General features: G+C 68.0%; 11 protein-coding genes. 4 read left to right on the forward strand and 7 right to left on the reverse strand.

The window, feature by feature from the left end; genetic code table 11:
* The 6 genes from ACZYZ3_RS09575 to ACZYZ3_RS09600 form a co-directional block, all read right to left on the reverse strand.
* Positions 1–224: hypothetical protein (locus ACZYZ3_RS09575; protein ID WP_463963596.1), on the reverse strand; the 224-nt coding region annotated here is incomplete at its 3' end.
* Between the two features lie 126 nt (positions 225–350).
* Positions 351–6,446, reverse strand: coding sequence for an Ig-like domain-containing protein (locus ACZYZ3_RS09580; protein ID WP_463963707.1), 6,096 nt, complete (start codon positions 6,444–6,446; stop codon positions 351–353).
* 239 nt (positions 6,447–6,685) lie between these two features.
* Positions 6,686–8,044, reverse strand: a complete 1,359-nt coding sequence (locus tag ACZYZ3_RS09585) for an adenylate/guanylate cyclase domain-containing protein (RefSeq protein WP_463963597.1) — start codon at positions 8,042–8,044, stop codon at positions 6,686–6,688.
* Positions 8,034–8,642 carry a PH domain-containing protein gene (locus ACZYZ3_RS09590; protein WP_463963598.1) on the reverse strand — a complete coding sequence of 203 codons (609 nt, stop codon included), beginning with the start codon at positions 8,640–8,642 and terminating at the stop codon, positions 8,034–8,036. The genes ACZYZ3_RS09585 and ACZYZ3_RS09590 overlap by 11 nt, the downstream gene beginning before the upstream one ends.
* Positions 8,635–9,555 carry a biotin--[acetyl-CoA-carboxylase] ligase gene (locus ACZYZ3_RS09595; RefSeq protein WP_463963599.1) on the reverse strand — a complete coding sequence of 307 codons (921 nt, stop codon included), beginning with the start codon at positions 9,553–9,555 and terminating at the stop codon, positions 8,635–8,637. The genes ACZYZ3_RS09590 and ACZYZ3_RS09595 overlap by 8 nt, the downstream gene beginning before the upstream one ends.
* A gap of 186 nt (positions 9,556–9,741) precedes the next feature.
* The gene (locus ACZYZ3_RS09600; RefSeq protein ID WP_463963600.1) at positions 9,742–10,647 is read right to left on the reverse strand and encodes an SDR family oxidoreductase; all 906 of its coding nucleotides are present in this window, start codon (positions 10,645–10,647) and stop codon (positions 9,742–9,744) included.
* A 283-nt stretch (positions 10,648–10,930) separates the two neighbouring features.
* Between ACZYZ3_RS09600 and ACZYZ3_RS09605 the strand changes: the two genes are divergently transcribed.
* From ACZYZ3_RS09605 to ACZYZ3_RS09620, 4 genes are all read left to right on the forward strand, one after another.
* Complete coding sequence (locus ACZYZ3_RS09605) at positions 10,931–12,514, forward strand: acyl-CoA carboxylase subunit beta (protein WP_463963601.1); 1,584 nt, start codon at positions 10,931–10,933, stop codon at positions 12,512–12,514.
* Positions 12,511–12,756, forward strand: coding sequence for an acyl-CoA carboxylase subunit epsilon (locus ACZYZ3_RS09610; protein WP_463963602.1), 246 nt, complete (start codon positions 12,511–12,513; stop codon positions 12,754–12,756). The genes ACZYZ3_RS09605 and ACZYZ3_RS09610 overlap by 4 nt, the downstream gene beginning before the upstream one ends.
* An 86-nt stretch (positions 12,757–12,842) precedes the next feature.
* Entirely contained in the window at positions 12,843–14,552 is a 1,710-nt protein-coding gene (locus ACZYZ3_RS09615) for a DUF885 domain-containing protein (protein WP_463963603.1), read from the forward strand.
* Between the two features lie 327 nt (positions 14,553–14,879).
* Entirely contained in the window at positions 14,880–16,352 is a 1,473-nt protein-coding gene (locus ACZYZ3_RS09620; protein WP_463963604.1) for a dicarboxylate/amino acid:cation symporter, read from the forward strand.
* 107 nt (positions 16,353–16,459) lie between these two features.
* On the opposite strand, the gene ACZYZ3_RS09625 is transcribed toward ACZYZ3_RS09620, so the two are convergent.
* Positions 16,460–17,026: a hypothetical protein gene (locus tag ACZYZ3_RS09625; protein WP_463963605.1), complete on the reverse strand. Its 567-nt coding sequence runs from the start codon at positions 17,024–17,026 to the stop codon at positions 16,460–16,462.
* Positions 17,027–17,053: the final 27 nt, after the last annotated feature.

The following is a 17,053-nucleotide window of genomic DNA, read 5'->3' on the forward strand; positions in this document are numbered from 1 at the left end:
AACCGCCCCACAGCATTCTTCGACTTCGACACCACCCACACCCCACCATCGTTCAACTCCACCTCAGTGGTCTTAAACCCCGGATAGATGACGGCAGCCGTGACCAGCACCGCGGCAGCGGAGATGGAGGCGGTGACGGCGATGAGCTTGTTGCGCCGTTTGTGTGACCCCGGATGACCAGAGCCCGGCTTCCTGGACCCCAGCGTGGCGAAAAGACGTGTCACAGCTTCAGACTTCCTTCAATAAGGGGTAGTGATTCCCGTGGCGGACCCGAGACCAGGCCCCCACTTCCCGCGACAGCCTACCGAACGTGCCCGGGGCCTGCGATGGGGAGGACTTCCCTGCCGCGCTCAGCATCGGGGGATCCCGAGGCTGTACGGCGCACCAAGCTGGGTGTGCCCCGCGATTATGTACCGGCCAACGTTCCGGTTGGAACCAGATTCCACCCGGTACCACTCGGTGTCCGGGGAGTTGGTCCAGTTGTCGTTCTGCACGACGTAGCACTTGACCACGATGGTCTCCCCGCTGTTCTTGTAGAACCACGGGGGCGAGTCCCCGTTGTTGACGCCGTCGCAGTCGAAGTACGGCGTGGGACGGTAGTTCGAGCCGCCCAGCGTGTACGTGCAGGTGCGCACGAAGTTCGGATCGGAAGTCTTGACCCGGGTGGACCAGACGCGTTGCGGCGGACCGGACTTCGCGGTCGCCGTGGCAGTCGCACCGAAGGTTCCTACCGAGTTGGCCGTCCGGACCTGGATGGAGTGCGGCTCGTCGTAGCCTCCGGTATTGACCGTCCTGCTGCCGGAGGGGCTCACATCCTGCCAGCCTCCGCCGTCGATGTTGATCTGGGTCTTGGCGACGTCGTTGGTGGAGGTCGATGGCGAGGACCAGCTGAGGGTCAGCGCCTTCTGGTTTTCAGCCCCGTTCTGACCGGAGGCCGAGGGCGTCCCGGGAGCACCGAACGGGGTCGTGGACGCGCCGGCGCTGCCATTGGAGCTGGGGGCCACCGTGGAGTTCGCGGTCACCGTGATGGTCGTGGCGGCCCCGTTCGCGAACCCGCCCACGGTCTGCCCGGGCCGGATGGGGCCGGACTGGCCGGTGCTGGCCCTGTACGCGTAGCTGACCTCATTGGCCGCGGAGCCGTTGCGCTCTGCGCTCGTGAGTTCCCGGAAGTCGATCGTCACCGCCCGGCCCGCACCGCCGGTGTTGGCAGGTACGACGCTGACGCCGGAGACCGTCGAGAGCTTGCCGGTGGCACGGCGCGGCGCCGACGCTGCGCTGACCGCGCCCTTGCCGGCCTTGTTTTCGGCCTGGACAGTGAAGGTGTAGGACGCCTCGGAGTTGTTCGCGGTGAAGTTCGCTGTCCGGACCGTCCCCGCCACCATCTGGGTCTGGGTGGTCCCGCCGCCGCCGCTCATGGTGACGTAGTAGTTCTTGATCGCGTCGCCGTTGGTGTTCGGTTCGGCCCAGTTCACCTTGAGCTGGTTCGAGGTGCCCACGGCGGAGTCAACTGCCGTCGTTGGTGCCGCCGGGGCTGCCGGGACACCGGCGGGGTTGTCCTCCGCCGAGTAGATCCCCCACTCAGACGGGCCAAGCTCGTTGACGGCCTGGGCACGCACCTTGTAGCGCACGCCGTTGGTCAGTCCCGGCCAGGTGTAGTTCAGGCCGGTGACGCCGTTCTTCACGCCAATCCCGGTCGCCGGCGGCGGGGAGATCTCCAGGTTGTAGCTCTTGACGGCCGAGCCCTCGGTCTTGGCCGGGGCCCAGTTAATCACCATGTTCTTGTCGCCGGCCTTGACCGTCGGGGCCTCCGGCGGGGACGGCTTCTCATCGGGCCGGATTTCGTTGGACGCCGCCGAGGGCGCTGACTCCCCCACCTCGTTTGTGGCGGTGACGGTAAAGACGTACTTGACGTCGTTGGTCAGGCCGCTAAGCGTGCACGTGGTGGTGGGGCAGTCCTGGCTGAAGCCGCTGGAGCTGACGGTGTACTTGCTGATGGCAGCGCCGTTGTCCGACGGCGGCGCCCACTTGAGCACGGCGGTGCGGCTGCGGACGTCCGTCGCGGACGGCGCCGAGGGGGCATCCGGTTTATCCCGGACCGTGATGCGCACCCGGCCGCTCGCCTGACGCGTGGGGTCCTCGGTTTTGTCCTGCACGGTGTAGCGGATCACCATCACGCCCTTGGAGCCCTCGGCGGGAGTGACCGTGATCGAGTCCCCGTTCACGGCCGGGGCGCCGGCGGCGGAGCCGGTTTCGACCGTCGCCGAGATGATCTTCAGCGGGGTCTCACCGAAGGGGTTGAAGTCGTTGGCCAGGACATTGATGGTCTCGGTCCTGCCCGCATTGGCCCCCTCGATGACGTCCTCGTTGGCCGTCGGGAGGGGCCGGTTGGAGGCGACGACGGTGGCGGCCACCGTAGCCTTGACCGGTTCGGAGCGGCCATCGGTGACCTTCAGCGGGATGGTCCCCTGGCGTCCCGCGGCGAGCGTGGCTTCCGCGGTGACCTTGAGGGCGTGGCCGTCGATCGTTGCCTTGAACCCGTCCGGCAGGGTGCCGTCGAGCTCGAACTTGAGCTTCTCCTGGTCCCCGGAGTCCACGTCCTTGGCGAGGTTGCCGAGCTCCAGGCTGACGGATTCGGCCTTCGGCACCTCGAGATCGGTGCCGCTGAAGGTGGGCTGGTGGTTGGCGTTCGGGTCCGGAAGGACCTTGGTGATGATGCTCAGGGTCGAGGTGAGGCCCTGCGGATCGTCCGGTCCTGTGCCGTCGGTGACCTCGAACGTCACGGAGCCGGGGCCGACGTAGTCCTCGAGCGCGGCGTAGCGCAGCGCGGAGCCGTTCCCGGCCACGACGTTCTCGGTCGCGGCCCCCTGCACCCGGACCTTGTCCACCTGCGTGATGCGCGGGGTGCGCCCGTCCCGGACCCGGACGTATTCGTTCAGGTCGAGGGTGATTTCCTGGCCGGCCATCACTTCCACGACGTCGGTGCGCGCCAGGCTGGGGTGTTGCTCGCCCTGCCCGGGAACCCAGATGACCGCCGTCGAGCTTTGACCGTCGACGTCGGTGACGGTGTACGGGACCAGCTGGTCCTTCGGGACCAGGGCCACGACGACGTTGCCGTCGCCTCCGACGCGCGCGTTCGGGTTGCCGTCAGGCAGGGAGACCTTGAGTTCGGAGGCGACGCCGTCGGGGTCCGAGTCGTTCTTCAAGACTGGAACGTCGACGGCGGACTTGCCGAGGGTCTCCGCGGGGGTGACCACGTCGTCCTTGGCGAGCGGGAGCTTGAGGGCTGCGTCCGGGCTGATCCGGACGCGGATCACGGCGCTGCCCTGGGCTTTTTTGTCGTCCTGGATTTTGTAGCTGACGCTCTCGTTGCCGGCGGTGCCGGGGGCGGTGAGGAGCACCTTGCCGCCGTCGGCTGCTTCCACCTGCAGTTCGGGGCGGGCTTCGAAGGCGTTGGAGACCAGGCTGATCGGGTCCCCGTCGGGGTCCGAGTCGTTGCTGAGGGCGTCGACGGCGATCTTCCGGCCGGGGCGGACGTCGACGGCGTCGTCCATGGCGATGGGTTTCTGGTTGTTGGCTTCCGGCGGGGCGATGCCGACAATCACGGTTCCGGTGTTTTCGGCGCCGATCCGGTCCCGGACACGGTAGTTGAAGGTGTCGGTCCCGGCAGCGTTGCCGGTGGCGGTGAATTCGAGGTAGCCGTCCTTGACCACGGCCGTTCCCATGGCGGGGGCCTTGTCGATACCGATCAGCTGGACGGAGTCGCCGTCGGAGTCGATGCCGTCCAGCGGCACGGGGATACGGACCACCATCCCGGCCACGACGCGGGCGGTCAGGTTTTTCGGCACCGGGCGGGTGTTCCGCTCGTCGTCGCGGGCCTGGATCCGGATGGTGAGCTGCTGGGAGTCCGACTGTCCGGAGTCGTTGGTGACCTTGTAGATCGCGTACACGGTTTTGGGCGCTTCGCCGGCGATGAAGCGCAGGGTGTTGCCGGAGGGGAAGATGCGGCCGTCCGCGGCGTCGGGCTGCTGCGCGAGGACCGGTTCGAGGGTCAGCTTCCCGCCGTTGGGGTCGGTGTCGTTCTCAAGGACGGGGATGGTGACGACGTCGCCGGCCCGCACGGTCGCTTCGTCCGGTTTGGCCTGCGGTGCCTGGAGTTTGGCGGGGGCCGGGACCACGAGGACGGCGATCTCGCCGCTGGCTGAGGACTTGCCGTTGGAGATAGTATAGGTGACGTTGAGCTGGCCCTGCGCGCGGATGTCGGTGATCCGGACCACCGAGTGGTCCAGCACGGAGACGCTCACGGGCTGCCCGTCTTCGGCCGTGACGGACTGGACCACCAGCACACCGCCGGAGGGGTCGGAATCGTTGCCCAGGACATCCACCAGCACGCTGCCGCCGCTGGGGAGCAGGGCGGTGTCCCGCACGGCCACCGGGGCGCCGTCGCCGTTGCCGGGCACGACGTCGACCCGGACCAGCTGCTGGGCGCTGGCCGGGCCGTTGGTTACGAGGTAGGTGACGTAGTGGGCGCCCTGGGCGGTGGAGTTGAACGTGAAGGTCTGCTGGTCCGCGCCCATCGTTGCGGTGGAGTTGCCGTCCGGGGTGACCTGGGCAAGGCGCAGCGCTCCGCCCTGGGGATCCGAGTCGTTCTTGAGCGGGGCGACGACGGTGTCCATCCCTGCGACGGCGACGAGGTGGTCCGCGTTGGCGATCGGCGGCAGGGCGCCGGGTGCCCGGACGTCGACGGTGATCTTGCCTTCGGTGCTGGACTGGCCGTCGGAGACCGTGACGGTGACGATCTTGCGGCCGGGCTCGGCGCCGGCATCCTGGAAGCTGAGCAGGCCGTCGGGACGGACCTTGACCTGGTCCCGGGGGTCGCTGCTGGTGGCGCTGACGACGTAGAGGTCGTCGCCGTCGGGGTCGATCCAGTCCGGGAGAATGTTCTGGGTGACAAGCTTGCCGGACTGCACCATGAGGGAGGTGTTCCGGTTGGGTTTCTGCCGCGGCGCGGAGTTCTCCCCCGCGGGGATGACGGTGAGCGTGACATCGGCGGTGGCGGAGAGTCCGCGGCCGTCGTCTGCCGAATATTTGAAGGTCTCCGAGCCGGTCTGCTCCGCCGGGACGCTGACCTGGAAGCCGGTGGAGCCGTAGATCGGCGCCAGGAGTCCGGATTTGACCGGGTCGGGGGCCTGGACCGTGAGGATGTCGCCGTCGGGGTCGGTGTCGTTGTCGAGTACGGGGAGGATGGTGGTCTTGCCGGCGCGGACACCGAAGCTGTCCGGATTGGCCACGGGGGCGCTGTTGGGTTTGGTGCGGTCCGGCAGGACGGTCTGCTGGACCTCGTCGGCGGAATCTTTGTCCGCGTCGTCGGAGGTCTGCTTGGGCGGGACGACGTCGTCCCAGTTGTTGACGAGCTGCATGTTCTGGTTGACCAGCCAGACATTGCCGGAATTCACATCATTGAGGACCACCAGGTCCCGGTTCACCCGGAACGCATACGACGGCGACGCACTGGCCTTGGGCACATCCACGGTCTTGTCATCGGCATCATTGACACACTCACGGACATACTTGTTCGCCCCCGACCACGCCGCATGCACACACCCGGCCAGCTGCACCGGCGCCGCCGGAACACCCTGCCCGCCGAACGTGACCGTCTTCGCCGTCGAACCATCCAGCGGCTGGCGCAGCAGCGCCTTCGGCGTCGCGACCGCCACCGCATCCGCCGCCGGACCCGAAAGCTGCAGCTTCGCATCCCGCGCCTCCGCCAACGCCAGCTCACGTCCGCCCGGCAGGAACAACTTCCCCCGCCCCGCATCCAGCACCACCGGCTGGTCCCCCACGACCGCCAACTGCAGATCCCCGGCACCCTTGAGCCCGTCCCACGAACTCACCGCTGAATCCGTCACCGCACCCCCGGCATCCACACTCGTCACCGTGACCTGCCCGGACTTCGGATCCGCACTGTAAATCCGGTCATCGGCCCCGACCGCCGACACCGTCCCGGCCGAGCCCGTCAAAACCGGCTCCGAACTCTCCTCATCAAAACCATTCACCGTCGACGGCGAGAGCGCCCACACCGTCCCCTTGGCCGCATCCGTCACCGACATGACCTTCGACCCATAACTCACCGCCGCGGACCCCGGCAGCTTCTTATCCCCACCCAAACGCATGTTCGCCGCCGACACCTGGTTCAACGTCGAACCGGCACTGTCATCAACAAACACCGTCCCAGCATCCTGCAACACATCAAACGTCGTACTCGCCGGCGTCACCGCCCCATCCAGCACCCGCGACGGATAATTCAACCGCCCCACAGCATTCTTCGACTTCGACACCACCCACACCCCACCATCGTTCAACTCCACCTCAGTGGTCTTAAACCCCGGATAGATGATGGCGCCCGTGATGAGGACGGCGGAGGCGGCAGCAAGGCCGGTTCCGGCCATAAAACGCCGGCGGCGGGCGGTGAGAGGGCGTGCCGCACCCGGTCGGCGGGTTTTTGGCCGCAGTGCCGACAGAAAGGTCTTCATATGTGCGGTGTCCCCCCGGGTCACGGCATCCAAGCATGGGGCATCGGCCCTGGCTGGTGTCGGATAGCTTCGACTATCGCATATTAGCTATCGATTTGAAAAACCCGGGCGCGTCGCGTCCGCACGGAACAGCATCGGCGCAGCCCGGGGGTTTTTTAGTCCAGGACGAGGCCGCGGCCGCTGCCGCGCTGGAGCTGCACCGGGTGGATCTCACCGAAGCCCCGGACGTCTTCGGCAGGTCGCGGATACAGGACGAACCGGTCGTCCTGTTCCAGCGCGGCCGCGGTCATGGAATCCACCAGCACCGTCCCCGGATCCGCCAGCGCGGTGAGCCGCGCCGCCAGGTTGACCGTCGGACCGTAGATGTCCCCCAGCCGGGACAGGATGCGGCCCCACACCATGGCCACCCGGGCCTGCGGCAGGATTTCGTCGTCGGTGAAGGCCTGGCAGAGGGCGAGGGAGATCTCGGCGCCGGCGGCGGGAGTCTCGGCGATGTACAGGACCTCGTCGCCGACGGTCTTCACCAGGCGCCCGCCGCCCACCGAGATGATCTCGGCACACTTGTTCTCGAAGCGCTGCACCAGCTGCGCGAGGGTCTTTTCGTTCATGCGGCGGGACAGGCTCGTGTAGGAGACCAGGTCCGCGAAGCCGACGGCCCGTGCCAGCGGCAGCGGGGCGTCATCCTCGTCGCCTTCACGGCCTTCCTCGCTGGACGCCAGCCCGGCCTCCGCGCGCACGGCAAGGCGCTGGACGCCGGCGTTGAGCTGGCGGCGCCAGGAGTAGAGCAGCATTTCCTCGAGCGCGTCCACGAGGGACGGCAGTTCGCCGACCAGGCGCTTGCGGGCCACGGCGTCGGTGACGCCCTGGTTCTGGACCATGTCCTCGACGAGGGCCTCGACCTGCCAGACCACCATGCGGTCCGTCATCTGGCCGATGGCGCGGGTCACGGAGATGGCGGCTTCCTCGGTGAGTTTGCCGGCGCGGACCAGGTCCACGATGGTGTTCAGCGCGGCCTGGTCGCGTTCGGTGAAGGCGACGTCCTCGTCCCCGATGTTGGGAAAGCCCAGGGCCCGCCAGAGTTTCCGGGCGGAGAGCAGGGACAGTCCGGCGCCGGATGCGACTTCGCGGCGGCGGAGCTTGCGTTCCCCGCCGAGCAGCCGCTGCTCGAGGGCCTTCAGGGCAACGCGTTCGGCGGACATGGTTCCGGTCGGCGGCGCGGCGGCAGCCGTCTCTGCTTTACTGTCGGCGTCGGCGTCGGCGTCGAAATTGGTGTCCGCCGCGAACTCGGCATCGGACGGGTCCGAGTCGGTGTCCACGGAATCGGCGTCGTCGGGTTCAGCCGGTGCAGCGCCGGTCTGCTCGCCGGCGGCGGAGTCCGCGGCGTCATCCGAGCCTTCGGCGAGGGAATCGAGGACGGCTGCTTCGAGGCTGGCGGTCTCGACGAAGGCATCCGAGACGTGTGACGGCTCCTCGGCCAGCAGTCCCGTGTCGTGGCGTACGTTCTCAGCGCTCATCTCTTCCACCTTCTCTCGTCTCCTCAGGCCAGGCCCCGTCGGCACTGTACGGCCCTCCCCCGGCACCCAGGACCCCGCCCTGCGGCAGGTCGTCAATGGCGTCGAGGATGAAGTTGCGGAACGTCGCGGCTTCCGGAACGTCGGGGACCACCGTGCTGGAGGGGTACCCGGTATCCAAGGATATATTCCCGGAGCGCAATACGCGTTGGAACAACGACTGATGGATGACCACATTACGGATGGTGGCCAGGGAGACCTGCAGGTCGCGCCGCCGCAGCATGCCGTACCGGACCACCAGCCGCTGGCTCGTCAGGATGTATTTGGTGGCGTGCCAGCTCATGACTCTCGGCAGGCAGTAGCCCAGCAGCACCCAGGCCGCCAGCGTAACGCACGCCCCGATCAGCCACGGCGTCCACTCCCTGGTGGACGCCTTCATCAGCGGGGCCAGCCGGGCGGGCCCGCCCTTCACAATCCAGGCGCTGGCGTAGGCGGCCAGCGCCGGAACCAGGATGAACAGCAGCGCCGGGGCAATCAGGGTCCTGGGCTGCGGCCGGGTCACCACAATTACCTGCTCGCCCGGGAGGAGCCCTTTACGCATAACCGCTTTCGTGACCTGCATTCTGGTCCGGACGTGTCCAGGGCCGCAGGTGCACCACATCGCCGGCCGTCACCACGTGCTCGTGTCCCCCGGAATCGACCACCATAAGCGAGCCGTAGTCATCCAGGCGGGTGGCGTGGCCGATGAGTTCGTGGTCGCCGGGCAGCTGGGCGCGGACCTGCTTGCCAAGCGTCGTCAGCAGGTGCTCGACCCGCTTGTGCAGCGAGGGGCCGCCGGCCATCCCGGCGGCGGGATCGCCGTCGGCGTTGCAGAAGCTGCGGTAGAGCGTGGCGAACCGGGATAAGTAGCTCTTAAGCAACTCGGTCCGGTCCACCGTCGTCGGGTGTTCCAGCAGGACGGACGTGGCGGTGGGTACCGGGAGGTCGGCTTCCGTAAGGGTGACGTTCAGCCCGGTCCCCAGCACGACGGGCGGCACAGCGCCGCCGGCCATCGGGCCCAGCTGGGCCAGGATGCCGGCGATCTTGCGGCCGCGCACCAGGACGTCGTTGGGCCACTTGAGTTCCGCCGGAATGCCGGCCGTCTCCAGCAGCGCCTCGCGCAGGGCCAGGGCCGCCAGCAGCGAGAGCCAGGAGTAGCTCTGGGTCGGCAGCGGGCGTCCCTCTGCGTTGACCGGGCGCAGCACCAGCGAGACGGAGACCGAGCTGTTGGCCGGCGCTTCCCAGCGGCGCTCCAGGCGGCCGCGGGCGGCGCTCTGGTATTCGGCGGTGAGCACGGTGAGATCCGGGTATGCGGCGGGATCCTCGGTGACGCCGCGCAGCAGGTCCGCGTTCGTGGAGCCGGTGGAGCCCAGCACCGTGAGCCGCGGAATGCCGTTGGCGGAGAGGAACGCCTCATCACTGAGGGCGATCACATCAAGGGGCGGACGGTCCGGGACTTCCTGCGCGGCTTCCATGCATTGAATCCTACCGAGTTACGCTGCCGTCGGCTCCGGCACTCGCCCGAAGGAACGTCCCCACCTCTCAACGCCACCAACGGCGGGTTGGGCCGAAACACCGCGGATTTCCGGCGTCGAACCCGCAATAGTGGGTAATTTCGGCGGTGCTGGCTGTTCACTGGACCATCGGAAGCCGCAGGAAACTCAGAGGAAGATGTCAGGAATCAGCTTCTCTTCCGGGGCGCCCAGGCTGTAAGGGGTGAAGTCCGTGACGCCGGCGGCCGCGAGGACCTGTTCGTCGGTGTAGAAGTTCCCGCTCCAGCTGCCCGATTCCGGGATGGCGTTGCTGCTGGTCAGGACGGCGTGGGCCGCATCCGCCATGATTTCGGGGCCGCGGGCGCCCTGGACGATCCGGTCGCCGCCCGGCAGGTTACGGATGGCGGCCGTGTTGATCAGGGTGCAGGGCCACAGCGAGTTCACGCTGATGCCGTCGACCTTCAGTTCCTCGGCGAGGCCCAGGGTGGTCAGACTCATGCCGTACTTCGCCATGGTGTACGCCAGGTGCATGCCGGCCCACTTCGGGTCCAGGTTCAGCGGCGGGGAGAGCGTCAGGATCTGGCCGGCATGGGATTCGCGCAGCGCGGGCAGGGCGAGCTTGGAGAGCAGGAAGGTGCCCCGGACGTTGATGTCCTGCATGAGGTCGTAGCGCTTCATGTCGACGTTGTCGGTTTTGGACAGGTCGATCGCGGAGGCGTTGTTGATGACGATGTCGATCCCGCCGAAGCGTTCGACGGCGGCGGCCACCGCACCGGCGACGTCGGCGTCGTTGCGCACATCCCCGACCAGCGGCAGGGCCTGGCCGCCAGCTTCCTCGATCTGTTCGGCGGCGGAGTAGACCGTGCCCTCCAGCTTGGCGTGCGGCTGGCCGGTCTTGGCCATCAGAACGATGTTGGCGCCGTCGCGCGCGGCGCGCGTGGCGATGGCCAGGCCGATCCCGCGGCTTCCGCCGGAGATGAGGAGGGTGCGGCCCTGGAGGGAACCGGCGGCCTGGTAGGGCCCTGGCTGCTGGGACTGCGGGGCGGTGCCCGAAGCGTCGTTGCTCAAAGTCATGAGCACACTCTAGCCGACACAAGTTACTGGTGAGTAACATTGACGCGCCGCGCCCGTCCGGACAATCGGCGCCCGCGCCCACGTGGTGGTTCCGGTGGGAGTGGGGGTGAATCTTGTAGGTTTTCTACAGCGGCATGGGCCAATAGCGTCACTAGACTTGCCATCAAGGCCCGGCTTTTGTGGATACCAGCTAAAGCGCCACGCGGCACAGGGCCGGCGCACCACAGCACCGCCAGCACCACACGATTCAGCAGACTATCAGCGACAGAGCCGGAGACACTTGATGAGCCACGATCTGACCACGACCGCGGGAAAGATTGCCGATTTCCGCGACCGCCAGGCCCGTGCTGAGCAGCCCTCCGGCCCGGAAGCGATCGAGAAGCAGCACGCCCGCGGCAAGAACACTGCCCGCGAGCGCATCGATCTGCTGCTGGACGCCGGCTCCTTCGTCGAGTTCGACGCACTCGCCGTGCACCGCTCCACCGCCTTCGGCATGGAGAAGAAGAAGCCCCTGGGCGATGGCCTGGTCTCCGGCTACGGCACCGTGGACGGCCGCCCCGTGGCCGTCTACAGCCAGGACTTTTCGGTCTACGGCGGCTCGCTGAGCCAGGTCAACGGCGAGAAGATCGTCAAGGTCCAGGAATTCGCGCTGCGCAACGGCTGCCCCGTGGTCGGCATCCTCGACGGCGGCGGCGCCCGAATCCAGGAAGGCGTTGCGTCGCTCGCGATGTTCGCGGACATCTTCCGCAACAACGTCCATGCCTCCGGCGTGGTCCCGCAGATCTCCCTTATTATGGGTCCCTCCGCCGGCGGCGCGGCCTACTCCCCTGCCCTGACCGACTATGTGGTCATGGTGGACAAGACCTCCCACATGTTCATCACCGGCCCGGACGTAATCAAGACCGTCACGGGCGAAGACGTGGACATGGAGACCCTCGGCGGCGCCCGGCAGCACAACGCCAACACCGGCACCTCCACCTACCTCGCCTCAGACGAGGCCGACGCCATCGAGTTCGTCCGCGAACTCCTGGACTTTTTGCCCTCCAACAACCTCGCCGAAGCCCCCGTGCTGGAGCACACCCAGGAGCTGGAGCTCGAGGACGATGACCTCGCCCTGGACGCACTAATCCCGGATTCGGCCAACCAGCCGTACGACATGCGCAAGGTCATCGAACAGATCGTGGACGACGCGCACTTTTTGGAGATGCAGTCCCTCTACGCCCCGAACGTGATGATCGGCTACGGCCGGGTCGAGGGCCACACCGTGGGCATCGTCGCCAACCAGCCGATGCAGTTCGCCGGCACCCTGGACATCGCCGCCTCGGAGAAGGCCGCCCGCTTCGTCCGGCACTGTGACGCCTTCAATGTCCCCATCATCACGCTCGTGGACGTGCCGGGCTTCCTGCCGGGCAAGGACCAGGAGTTCCAGGGCATTATCCGCCGCGGCGCGAAGCTGCTCTACGCCTACGCCGAGGCCACCGTGCCGAAGCTGACGGTCATCACGCGCAAGGCCTACGGCGGGGCGTACATCGTGATGGGCTCCAAGAAGCTCGGCGCGGACCTTAACCTGGCCTGGCCCACCGCGCAGATCGGCGTGATGGGTGCCCAGGGCGCCGTCAACATCCTGTACCGCCGCGAGCTCGCAGCGGTCGCGGCGGAGGGCGGCGACGTCGAGGGCAAGCGCGCCGAGGTCATCCGGCAGTACGAGGAAGAGCTGCTCAACCCGTACCAGGCCGCCCAGCTCGGCTACGTGGACGCGGTCATTGCCCCGTCCGAGACCCGGGTGCAGGTCATCAAGGGCCTGCGTGCCCTGCGGGACAAGCGCGCCAGCCTGCCCGCCAAGAAGCACGGGAACATCCCGCTGTGACGTCCACCCACCCCGCGGTTGAGCCCGGGGAGACGCCGGCGGCCGGGCCGCCGCTGTTCGCCGTCGTCAAGGGCGAGCCGACGCCGGAGGAACTTGCGGCGCTGGCCGCCGTCGTGCTGTCCGTGGGCGGCGGCGAACCGGCCGAGCCGCAGAAGCCAAGCGCCCGGCACTGGATCCGCCGGCAGCAGCTGCAGCTGGCACCGAAGCCAGGACCCGGTTCCTGGAAGCGCAGCCGCGGCTAAAGCCTCCGGGCCACCGGGGCCGGCCGGGCCCGGGAAAAGTGCAGCAACCCTTTCATAACGGCGCCGGCCCGGCTAATGTCTTTCGGGTGACTACCGAACCCACTGACAACACTGCCGCCAACAACACCGTTCCAGTGCGCCCGCACACCGCCATCGATGCCGTCGCCGATGCCTTCACGGACACCCTGATCCGGCTGAACCCAAGCTTCGCCACCGAGCTCGGGATCCCCGGGCACGAGACCGAATACCAGGACTTCTCCCCCGCCGGGCACGAGGAGTTCGCCGCCGCCGCGCGCGAGACGCTGGCGGCGCTGGAGGGCCTGGGGCCGGCGGACGACGTCGACGCCGTCACCCTGGATGCCATGCGCGAGCGCCTGGGCCTGCAACTGGAACTCCACGCATCCGGCTGGGACCTGGCCGAGCTGAACAACATCGAGTCGCCCGCCCAGCAGATCCGCGCCATCTTCGATCTCATGCCCACGGCCACCGCCGAGGACTGGGAGCACATCGCGGGCCGGGCACACAGCGTCACGGGCGCCATCGACGGCTATATCAAGTCCCTGCGCGCCGCCAAGGACGACGGCAAGGTCTCCGCAGCCCGACAGGTCGCAATCGTCATCGAGCAGACCACCAAGTACGCCGCACCGGACGGCTTCTTCGCGAAGCTCGCGGCCGGCGCCAAGATAGCCGAAGGGCCGCTTTCGCCGGAGCTTCAGGCCAGGCTCGACGCCGGCGCCGCTGATGCCCGGGTGGCCTACTCCCGGCTGGCCGGCTTCCTGGAGTCCGAACTGCTGCCCGCAGCGCCGGAGAAGGACGCTGTGGGCAGCGAACGCTACGCACTGGCCTCCCGCGTCTTCCTCGGCGCCGCCGTGGACTTAGCGGAAACCTACGCCTGGGGCGTGCAGGAACTCGACCGCCTGATCGCCGAACAGGAGCGGGTGGCCGGGGAAATCCGCCCCGGCGCCACGATCGAGGAAGCCAAGGAAGTCCTCAACAACGATCCCGCCCGGCAGCTCAAGGGCACCGAGGCGCTCCGGGTGTGGATGCAGGAACTCTCCGACAAGGCCGTGGCCGACCTCTCCGGCGTGCACTTCGACATCCCCGACGTCATGAAGACCCTGGAGTGCAGGATCGCCCCGACCGACGAGGGCGGCATCTATTACACCGGCCCCTCGGACGACTTCAGCCGCCCGGGCCGCATGTGGTGGTCCGTGCCGCCGGGCGAGGACACTTTCACCACCTGGGCCGAGACCACCACGGTCTACCACGAGGGCGTCCCGGGCCACCACCTGCAGATAGCGACCGCCACCTACCGCCGCGAACTGCTCAACAAGTGGCGCCGGAACGTCTGCTGGACCTCCGGGCACGGCGAAGGCTGGGCACTCTACGCCGAGAAGCTGATGCAGGAGCTGGGCTACCTCAAGGATCCCGGTGACCACATGGGCATGCTGGATATGCAGCGCATGCGGGCCGCCCGCGTGGTGTTCGACATCGGCGTCCACCTGGAGCTGGAGGTGCCCGAGCGTTGGGGGTCGGGCACCTGGACTCCGGACAAGGGCTACGGGTTCCTCCAGCAGAACCTCGCGATCAGCGAAGGCCAGCTGAACTTCGAGTTCACCCGCTACCTCGGCTGGCCGGGCCAGGCGCCGTCCTACAAGGTGGGCCAGCGGCTCTGGGAGCAGATCCGCGCCGAGCTTGAATCCCGCCCCGGCTTCGAGCTGAAGGCCTTCCACACCAAGGCCCTCAACATCGGCTCGGTCGGCCTCGACACCCTCAAGCGCGCCCTGCTCCGGTAGCGCCGCCGGCAAGCGCCCTGCTCGGGTAGCACCGCCGGCAAGCGCACTGCCGAGTCAGCGCCGCCGGCAAGCGCACTGCCGAGTCAGCACCGTTGAGGTGACAGTTCGCGCCCATGATCGTCCACCCCACGGGCGCGAACTGTCACCTCGGCTCAAATCCCGGGCAACGTGGGAGACAATCGCCACAACCGGCCCGGGAATAACTTCACACACGGGGTGTCCTCCGGCGCCGTTGCAGGGTTCCGGCCTCATTGGCCGAAAAGGTGCCGCGTCATATTTCTCAACATCCGTTCGACGTGCTAGTGGCGCCGGACCTAGCGTGATCCGGTGAGCACTCAGACAAGCACCCCCGCACCCGCCGGAAAGACCGGCTTCCAGCTGCCCAAATGGGCCGGCTCGTTCGGCTTCCAGATCATCGCCGCCCTGATCGTGGGCCTGGGACTGGGCCTGCTGGCCAAGTACACGGGCAGCACCAAGGCGAGCCCCAACGCCCTCGGCGCCACACTGCAGACCATCGGCTCGAGCTATGTCTCGCTGCTGCAGACTGCCGTCGTGCCCCTCATCTTCACCGCCGTGGTCAGCTCCATCTCCAACCTGCGGGCCGTGTCCAACGCCGCCCGGCTGGCCTGGAACACGCTGCTCTGGTTCGCCATCACCGCACTGATCTCCGTGCTGATCGGCATCGGCCTGGGCGTGTTCCTGCAGCCCGGCGCCAACACCGGAATCACGCAGGAAGCCAAATACGCCGGCAAGTCCGGTGACTGGTGGGCGTTCCTGACCGGGCTGTTCCCGAAGAACTTCCTGGGCCTCGGCGCCAGCACCACCGTGACCGAGGGCGTCGCCACCACCGCGGTGAGCTTCAACGTCCTGCAGATCCTGGTGATCGCGGTCGCCGTCGGCATCGCGGCGCTCAAGGTGGGCAAGGCGGCCGAACCCTTCCTGACGCTCAACGCCTCCGCCCTGGCCGTGATCCAGAAGGTCCTCTGGTGGATCATCCGGATCGCCCCGATCGGCACCGTCGGCCTGATCGGCAACGCTGTGGCAATTTACGGCTGGGACACCATCGGCTCCCTGGGCAAGTTCACCTTCGCCATCTACGTGGGCCTGGCCCTCGTGCTGTTCGTTGTCTACCCGGTCCTGGTCCGCGCCCATGGCCTGTCCATCAAGCAGTACTTCTCCGGCGTCTGGCCAGCCGTGCAGCTGGCCTTCGTCTCGCGCTCCTCGGTGGGCACCCTGCCGCTGACCCAGCGTGTGACCGAACGCAGCCTGGGTGTCCCCCGCGCCTACGCCTCCTTCGCCGTCCCGCTGGGGGCCACCACCAAGATGGACGGCTGCGCTGCGATCTACCCCGCCATCTCGGCGATCTTTGTGGCCCAGTTTTTCGGCATCCAGCTCGACGTCACCCAGTATCTGCTGATCGCCCTCGTCTCCGTGCTCGGCTCCGCCGCGACCGCCGGCACCACCGGCGCCGTCGTGATGCTGACCCTGACGCTCTCCACGCTGGGACTGCCGCTGGCCGGCGTCGGGCTGCTGCTGGCGATCGACCCGATCCTGGACATGGGCCGCACCGCGGTCAACGTGGCCGGGCAGGCCCTGATCCCCACGATCGTGGCCAAGCGCCAGGGCATCCTTGACGAAGCGCTGTACAACGCACCGCGCACCGGTGACCCGTTCCGTGACGAAGTCGACAACACAGCCGACGACGCCGCGGCAGTCAACACCGCCGCCGTCGACCCCTCCGCTGCCGCCGCTCCCGCGGCATCGCCGGAAGACCGCGAGCTGGCCGGCACCAGGGCGTAGCCGACTGCACCAGCCCTGAACGGCGCCGGCCCTAACAGGGGAAGTCCCCGGGAAACTCCCGGGGACTTCCCCTGTTAAACCGCGTCAAGACGGGTCGGCGGTGGCGCCTAGTGTCCGCCCCTGCCTCCGCCAATCACGCCCTTCTCGACGGCCTTGGCGACGGCGTCCGCCTCGGCCTGGGTCAGTGTGCCGTCGGCGACCGCCGTATCCAGCTTGGTCTTCAATGCCGCGGCGCGGTCCGCCTGGGCCGCGGTCCGCAGCTCCTCCAGGGCCGCGGTGACCTTGGATTCCTCAAGGCCCAACGACTCCGCCAGCGATTTCGCCAGTGCCGCGTCCCTGGTGGTGCGGTCCGGCTTGGCGCCCTCGGCCGGCGGGGTGGTCGGCTTGTTGGCGTCCCGGAAGGCCTGCAGGGCCTCGGTCACTTTGGCCTCGTCAACGCCGAGCCTGGCGGCCAGTTCGGCCGCCCGTGCGCCGCCGCGCTCTCCGCCCCGGCCGGGTCCATGGCCGCCGCGCATGCCCTGACCGTCGGAGGGGCCGGGCACCGCTTCTGCCGAAGCACTGGACGTGGGGGCCTGGGTGGTGGCTGCTGAGGCCATCCCGGTGACTCCCAGGCCGGCGCCCAGGGCCAGGGCCCCGGCCGAAATGGCGAGCGTTATTCTCTTGGTACGTGACATGTGCGATCTCCTGGACTGCAGCAAGGT

It is taken from the genome of Pseudarthrobacter linnaei, assembly GCF_055412825.1.

Coding starts and splice junctions, on each gene's coding strand:
- ACZYZ3_RS09580 (WP_463963707.1), bottom strand. CDS start 6,446: ATGGCCGGAACCGGCCTTGCTGCCGCCTCCGCCGTCCTCATCACGGGC.
- ACZYZ3_RS09585 (WP_463963597.1), bottom strand. CDS start 8,044: ATGAGCGCTGAGAACGTACGCCACGACACGGGACTGCTGGCCGAGGAG.
- ACZYZ3_RS09590 (WP_463963598.1), bottom strand. CDS start 8,642: ATGCGTAAAGGGCTCCTCCCGGGCGAGCAGGTAATTGTGGTGACCCGG.
- ACZYZ3_RS09595 (WP_463963599.1), bottom strand. CDS start 9,555: ATGGAAGCCGCGCAGGAAGTCCCGGACCGTCCGCCCCTTGATGTGATC.
- ACZYZ3_RS09600 (WP_463963600.1), bottom strand. CDS start 10,647: ATGACTTTGAGCAACGACGCTTCGGGCACCGCCCCGCAGTCCCAGCAG.
- ACZYZ3_RS09605 (WP_463963601.1), top strand. CDS start 10,931: ATGAGCCACGATCTGACCACGACCGCGGGAAAGATTGCCGATTTCCGC.
- ACZYZ3_RS09625 (WP_463963605.1), bottom strand. CDS start 17,026: ATGTCACGTACCAAGAGAATAACGCTCGCCATTTCGGCCGGGGCCCTG.